Genomic DNA, 5826 nt, shown 5'->3' on the forward strand with positions numbered 1-5826 from the left:
CCGCGCGCTCCGGCGGGGTCGGTGTCAAAGGCGAGCGCGGCTACGATCCCGCCCGCCGCGTCGTCGGCCGCAAACGTCATGCGCTGACCGATACGGACGGTCGCCTGCTGGTCGCGGCTGTCTCGCCCGCCAACCTGCACGACGGCCACGGCGGTGTCGCCCTGCTACGAGCCTCGCGTAACCTGTGGCCGTTCCTGGCCCACTGCTTCGCCGACCGCGCTTACAGGGGCGAGAAGGTCGCCTCGGCCTCCACCATCACCGTCGAGATCATCGCACCGGAGGCGGGCCAGCAGGCTTCGCCGTCCAGCCGAGGCGCTGGGTCATCGAGCGCACCTTCGGATGGATCGCCCGCTGCCGCAGGCTCGCCCGCGACCATGAGGCAACGCCGTCCTCCGCACTCGCCTTCTTCGTCCTCGCCGCCGCCATGATCCTCGTCAGACGGCTGGCAAAGGCATTATGAAACGGGGTCTTACGCGCAGCGAGCGCTTCATCGAAGGCGGGGCGTCTGGTCCCGGCCTTGCCGGACTTCTTCTCCTCGAACAAGCGTTCGCAGCCGGCCTTGGTCAGCGCGTCGCGCTGCAAGTCGAGATTCTGGTCCTGGGTCGAGACGCGGGCATATCCGACAAGCATGTCGGGATAGTGCCGCAGGAAGGTTTACTCGGCAATAGAATTGCCGACACGTTTTCCCGACGGAAAAGGTGGAGTTTCAGATAGCTCGACCCGCACGCTTGCGCACCGTTGGGAAAACGATCGGATTGCCGACATGATAGCCAATAGGATAGCCGTCTTATTTCGATATTCTGACACAGAAGGAGGAACCAGATCGATAATCGGGGCGGTATCGAAGCATATTTTTCTATGGCTGCGAACGTCAAGCTTGATGGAGATTGAGTTTTTATATTTCGGATACTGATTGACTTTTCTATGAAATTTGCTCCAGAATTCTTTTCAGTTTGACTTTCCATTGCGACATCATCCCAGTCTATAGCCGTGCAATGCTGACTGTCGCATTTGTAGGAGTGTCCCGTGGCAACTATAATCGACAATAGTGCCTCCAATGCAACCCAAGGTTCAATAGGTGAGCCTACGTCTACATACTTCGCTCAGACTTTTTTGGCTGCTGACTCTACACTAAGCTCAGTCGATCTTACTGGAATTACAAATACTTCTGGCTCAAACTCTAATTTTAGGCTTTTGATTACGACCAATGATTCTTTAGCGGCTGGGCAGTTCAGTCCAGGTGTACTATTGTTCGAAAGCGCTACCATCTCGGTTCAAGCAGGTAGCACGCAGCCAGTAAGTGTTAGTACCAGCAATCTACAGCTTACGCCGGGCGTACAGTATGCCTTTATTCTAGATAGTTTTGTTGCGCGTGATGGTGCATCCGATCGGGCTTCTGTGTCTGCCAATAACTCATATGCGAATGGCAGTTTCTTTTCTTCAAACAACGTTACTTCGCGAGATTCGAGCTTTGGCTCAAATTTTGACACGATTTTTAGTAATATAGATATTGCTTTCAAGCTTACGTTTAATAGTGCTCCGCCCGTCTTTTCGATTGCAAATGCGCCAACGGTCACCGAGGGTGGCAGCCTAGTTTACATGGTGACGCGCACCGGCGATGCGCAGTCCAGCGAGTCTGTGACTGCTTCCGCGGGTATTGGCGGCGACACAGCAATCGTAGGCTCGGACTACACTGCCGCCTCCCAGGTTCTGAGCTTCGCGCCAGGCCAGACCACCGCCACCTTCACCGTCGCCACCATCGATGACGGCTTCTACGAGGGCGCCACCCCGGAGACGGTCACCGCGACCCTGAGCGCCGCCACCGATGGAGCCACGATCTCGACCACGGCCGGCTCGGCCACCGGCACGATCGCCGACAACGAGGCGGCACCGACCTACGCGCTTAGCGGCGGCACGGCGACCGAGGGCCAGGGTCTGGTCTTCACCATCACCCGCAGCGGACCGGCGAGCCAGGCCAGCGAGAGCGTCAGCTTCTCGACCTCCGATGGCACTGCCACCGCCGGGTCGGACTACACCGCCATCACCGGCCAGAGCGTGACCTTCGCTGCCGGCCAGACCCGGGCCTTCGTCACGGTCGCCACGATCGACGACGCGCTGTTCGAGGGGGCGCCGCCTGAGACGGTGATCGGCACGATCAGCGGCCCCAGCGCCGGCACGATCGGCACGGCCACTGCCACCGGCACGATCAGCGACAACGACCCGGCCCCGAGCTTTGCCATCAGCCCGGCCACGCTGGCGCAGGCCGAGGGCAATACCGGCACGACGAGCTTCGTCTACACCGTCACCCGTACGGGCGATGCGCACGCGAGCGAGACGGTCGCCTACGCTGTGACTGGCTCGGGCACGAACCCGGCCTCGACGTCGGATTTCGCTGGCAACGTCCTACCCTCCGGCACGGTCGCCTTCACCCAGGGCGTCACCAGCCAGCAGATCGTCATTCAGGTCGTCGGGGACATGTTTCCAGAGCTGAACGAGGACTTCACCGTCACCCTGTCGGCTCCGAACTTCGGCACGATCACCACGGCGACCGCCACGGGCACCATCATCAGCGACGATATCGGTCCGCCACGGCCGACTGGCCCGACGCCTGGCGACGACAACCTCACCGGCACGGACGGACCGGACAGCATCAGCCTGCTCTCGGGAAACGACACCTACAGCGGCGGCCTGGGCAACGACACGGCCTTCGGCAACGAGGGCGACGACCTGATCCAGGGCAACCAGGGCGACGACCTGCTGCTCGGCAACATGGGCAACGACACCCTCTATGGCGGCCAGGGCGCGGACACCCTCTACGGCGGCCAGAACCGGGACGTGCTGCTGGGCAACCAGGGCAGCGACGTGCTGTTCGGCAACCTCGGGGCCGACACCCTCTACGGCGGGCAAGGCTCCGACACGCTCTTCGGCGGCCAGGGCAACGACGTGGTCTACGGGGATCTCGGCGACGATTTCCTCTATGGGGACCTCGGCGACGACGTGCTCACGGGCGGCCAGGGTGCAGATCGCTACGACTTCAACCCGGCCTCGGGTCACGACGTGATCCTGGGCTTTGCCCAAGGGGAAGGCGATCGCATCGATCTGCGCGGGCAGAGCTACAGCTTCGGCACGGCGGCCGACGGCTCGGGCAGCGCGCTACTGGTGCTCTCGGGCGGCGGCACGATCGAACTCGCCGGCATCACCGAGGGGCAGGTCAACGCCAGCTTCTTCGCTTGATTGGTGCGCCACATCCCCGGTGAGATGTTTGGTTGCCTCGAAAAATCAGAAGGCTGTCAATCACTTCCATAACGCCTAGAGACCGAATGATTGTCAGGGTAGTTCCGCAAGCCGCCGTTATGCGAGCGGTTGCCCACAAATTCGTCCGGAAAACCACCGAATACACGACATTCTAAGACGCTCGTATAGACTCGGAATATGAGCACTGAAGACTACTGCTTGCCCGACCCTGCCGGATCAGCACCAGATAGTCACCGGATCGTTGCGATCAGACGAACAAATGTCGAGTTCAGCATAATCGCCCATCAGCCGCCTTCAAGGTTTTCTATCTATAAATCGGATCACGAACAGACTGCATTTAGACATCTGGACTACAGACTTTCCTGTATCGAGCGTTCTGCGATCGGCTAGACCATGCCTCTCCTCAGTTACCTCCGTCATCCCCGATCGGCGTCGTTCGCCCTCGCCCTGGTCATCGCCGGGGGGGTTGCCGTGCCAGCATGGGCCGCGCTCGCGAGCGCCAGCCGGGTCGTGCTGCAAAAGGGTCGGCACTACGACCCGGGCGATCTGTTCCTGCGCCGGGGGGACAGCCTGGTCCTGGTCAACGGCGACGACACCGCCGTGCACCACGCCTTCATCGAAGCCGACCGGTTCGCGTTCGATGGCGGTGATCAGGAGCCGGGCATGGAGCGGGTGCTGAAGCTCTCCGAACCCGGCGACTTCATCATCCGTTGCGGCATCCACCCCAAGATGAGGCTCACCGTCCATGTGCAGTGACGTGATGCGCTCCCTTCGCGAAGTCGAGCCCGTCGGGACGGGTCCGCATCGCACCCTCGATCGCCGGCGTGACGGCGACCTGTTCGACCCACACTTCCCCCGGCGGAGGTCTGCCGCGCCGGTCGCGTCGCCCTCGACCGCGGCGGCGTTCTACACGCCCCACTTCCCCACACATCAGGCCCGCGCCGAAGAGGTCTGAGGAGCGACCGGCCCCCTGAGGCGCCGGAGCGCCGGACTACTCGGCGATCCGTGCCGGAGCCGATGCGTGAGCCGCGATCGACGTCGCCATGGGCTCAGGCCCAAAGCCGATGCGCGCGAGCTGCGCCGCATGCCAGGCTGCGTCCTGTTTCTCGATCAGGGCACAGTACTTCCCCGGCGGTAGGCCGAAGCGAGCTCGAAACGTCCGGCTCAGCTGCGTCGGCCCCCCGAAGCCGAAGCGGGTCGCCAGGGCGGTCGGGCTCTCACGTGCGACCGGGTTGGTGAGAAGTTCGCGCATGACGTGGTCGAGGCGCCGGCGGAGCAGGACCGCGTGCACGCCGCCGGCATGCTCGAAGGCCCGGTACAGGGTCGGCCGCGACACGCCGACATGCTCGGCGATCTCGTCCGGGCCGAGATCGAGATCGCCATGGTGCCGATCGATGTAGGCGAGGGCCGCCGTGTAGCGGATCATGCCGACGGCCTCCGGCGTCTCGGCCTCGGCCAATCGCGCACTTCGCACCAGCCCGGCAGCCAGGTGCAACACACTCTCGACCGCCGCCTCGGCCTCGCCGAGCGTGAGGTGCTCGGCCGCCGCGAGCAGGGCTGTGAGCGTTGCCCCGAGAAGGCGACCGGCTCCGGTGTTTCGTGGCAGGACATAGCCGTGCAGCGCCGATCCGAGGCCGAGCAGGGGCGCGGGCACCGTATCGCGATCGACCGCGAGCACGAGGTTGGTGAAGGCGCCGACGCGGCTCACGAGGGGCCGGGCGTAGTCGAACAGCACCAGGTCGCCCGGTTCCACCTGGATGCGGCGCCCATCGCAGTCGGCGGCGAGGCTACCGGCGACCTGGAGGTAGAGCAGGATCTGGTCGGTGCCGTTGACGATCTGCTTCGGGCCCCGTCGCAGGATCTGGGCGACGGAGGTGGTCTGCATCAGCGAGGCGCGGGTGGTCTGGTAGGCGAGGCTGGTCACGCAGAACCCGGCTTCCGCACCCTTCTCGGGCAGGCTGACGTCGCAGAGCGGGGCGAGCCGACTCCGGTAGACCTGCCACAGGGTGATGCTGGAGATCCCCTCGGGCTTGGTCTCGTGCCGGCGCAGCCTGGCCTGCTGCGGATCGTACGGTTCGGTCTCGGTCGTCATCGGCCTACCCCTCGACGCTCCTGCGAGCCTGTCCCTACGAAACCGAGCCTCTCCCGCCGGTCGGCTTGGCGTTTGCCGCCGCTCCCGGATGCCGGCCTCGGTTCGGCCCGGCGCTCGGGGAAGAGCCTGCGCCCGCTGACAAACCATCTCAACTTCACCGACCATGTATCTCAATTGGTCTAGAACCGTACACAGGCCTGTATCGGGTCTCGCGTTTCTGTGTCGCTGCAGTCCTCATCAGCCCTGGTGAAAAACGATACGGCCATGTTAGGGGAAATTTAATAGGCGGACGTATGGCGCGCGCGCCGGGCCGCTTGACCGCATCATGAGCAGCGCGGCCTCACGTCGCGAACTCCGCCCTCGATCCGAGGACGGAGCAAAGCCGGTCGTATCCGGAACGGCTGGAGGCCTGCTGTGCGGGCACGTTTGAGGGATGGAGCGCACGATGGCCACGGTTCCTGGAACGCAGACGGCCGACA

At 63.5% G+C, this 5826-nt stretch carries 3 protein-coding genes and 2 pseudogenes; 3 read left to right on the forward strand and 2 right to left on the reverse strand.

The window, feature by feature from the left end:
- Window positions 1–83: 83 nt before the first annotated feature.
- A pseudogene (locus COGEMETH_RS15925) lies at window positions 84–460 on the forward strand (transposase).
- 17 nt (window positions 461–477) lie between these two features.
- On the opposite strand, the pseudogene COGEMETH_RS15930 reads toward COGEMETH_RS15925, so the two are convergent.
- Window positions 478–630: pseudogene (locus COGEMETH_RS15930) on the reverse strand (recombinase family protein); the annotation flags it as partial.
- A gap of 768 nt (window positions 631–1398) precedes the next feature.
- Here COGEMETH_RS15930 and COGEMETH_RS15935 point away from each other — a divergent pair.
- Window positions 1399–3234, forward strand: coding sequence for a Calx-beta domain-containing protein (locus COGEMETH_RS15935; RefSeq protein WP_283215002.1), 1836 nt, complete (start codon window positions 1399–1401; stop codon window positions 3232–3234).
- Between the two features lie 414 nt (window positions 3235–3648).
- Window positions 3649–4011, forward strand: a complete 363-nt coding sequence (locus COGEMETH_RS15940; protein WP_238183587.1) for a cupredoxin domain-containing protein — start codon at window positions 3649–3651, stop codon at window positions 4009–4011.
- Between the two features lie 235 nt (window positions 4012–4246).
- Here COGEMETH_RS15940 and COGEMETH_RS15945 read toward each other — a convergent pair whose 3' ends face one another.
- The gene (locus tag COGEMETH_RS15945) at window positions 4247–5347 is read right to left on the reverse strand and encodes a helix-turn-helix domain-containing protein (protein WP_238183588.1); all 1101 of its coding nucleotides are present in this window, start codon (window positions 5345–5347) and stop codon (window positions 4247–4249) included.
- Window positions 5348–5826 lie beyond the last annotated feature (479 nt).

Source organism: Methylobacterium trifolii (assembly GCF_022179685.1).
Taxonomy (GTDB): Bacteria; Pseudomonadota; Alphaproteobacteria; order Rhizobiales; family Beijerinckiaceae; genus Methylobacterium; species Methylobacterium trifolii.

What these genes read in the sequence shown, in the direction of transcription:
- COGEMETH_RS15945 (WP_238183588.1), bottom strand. Translation starts at nt 5,347, where the DNA reads ATGACGACCGAGACCGAACCGTACGATCCGCAGCAGGCCAGGCTGCGC.
- COGEMETH_RS15940 (WP_238183587.1), top strand. Translation starts at nt 3,649, where the DNA reads ATGCCTCTCCTCAGTTACCTCCGTCATCCCCGATCGGCGTCGTTCGCC.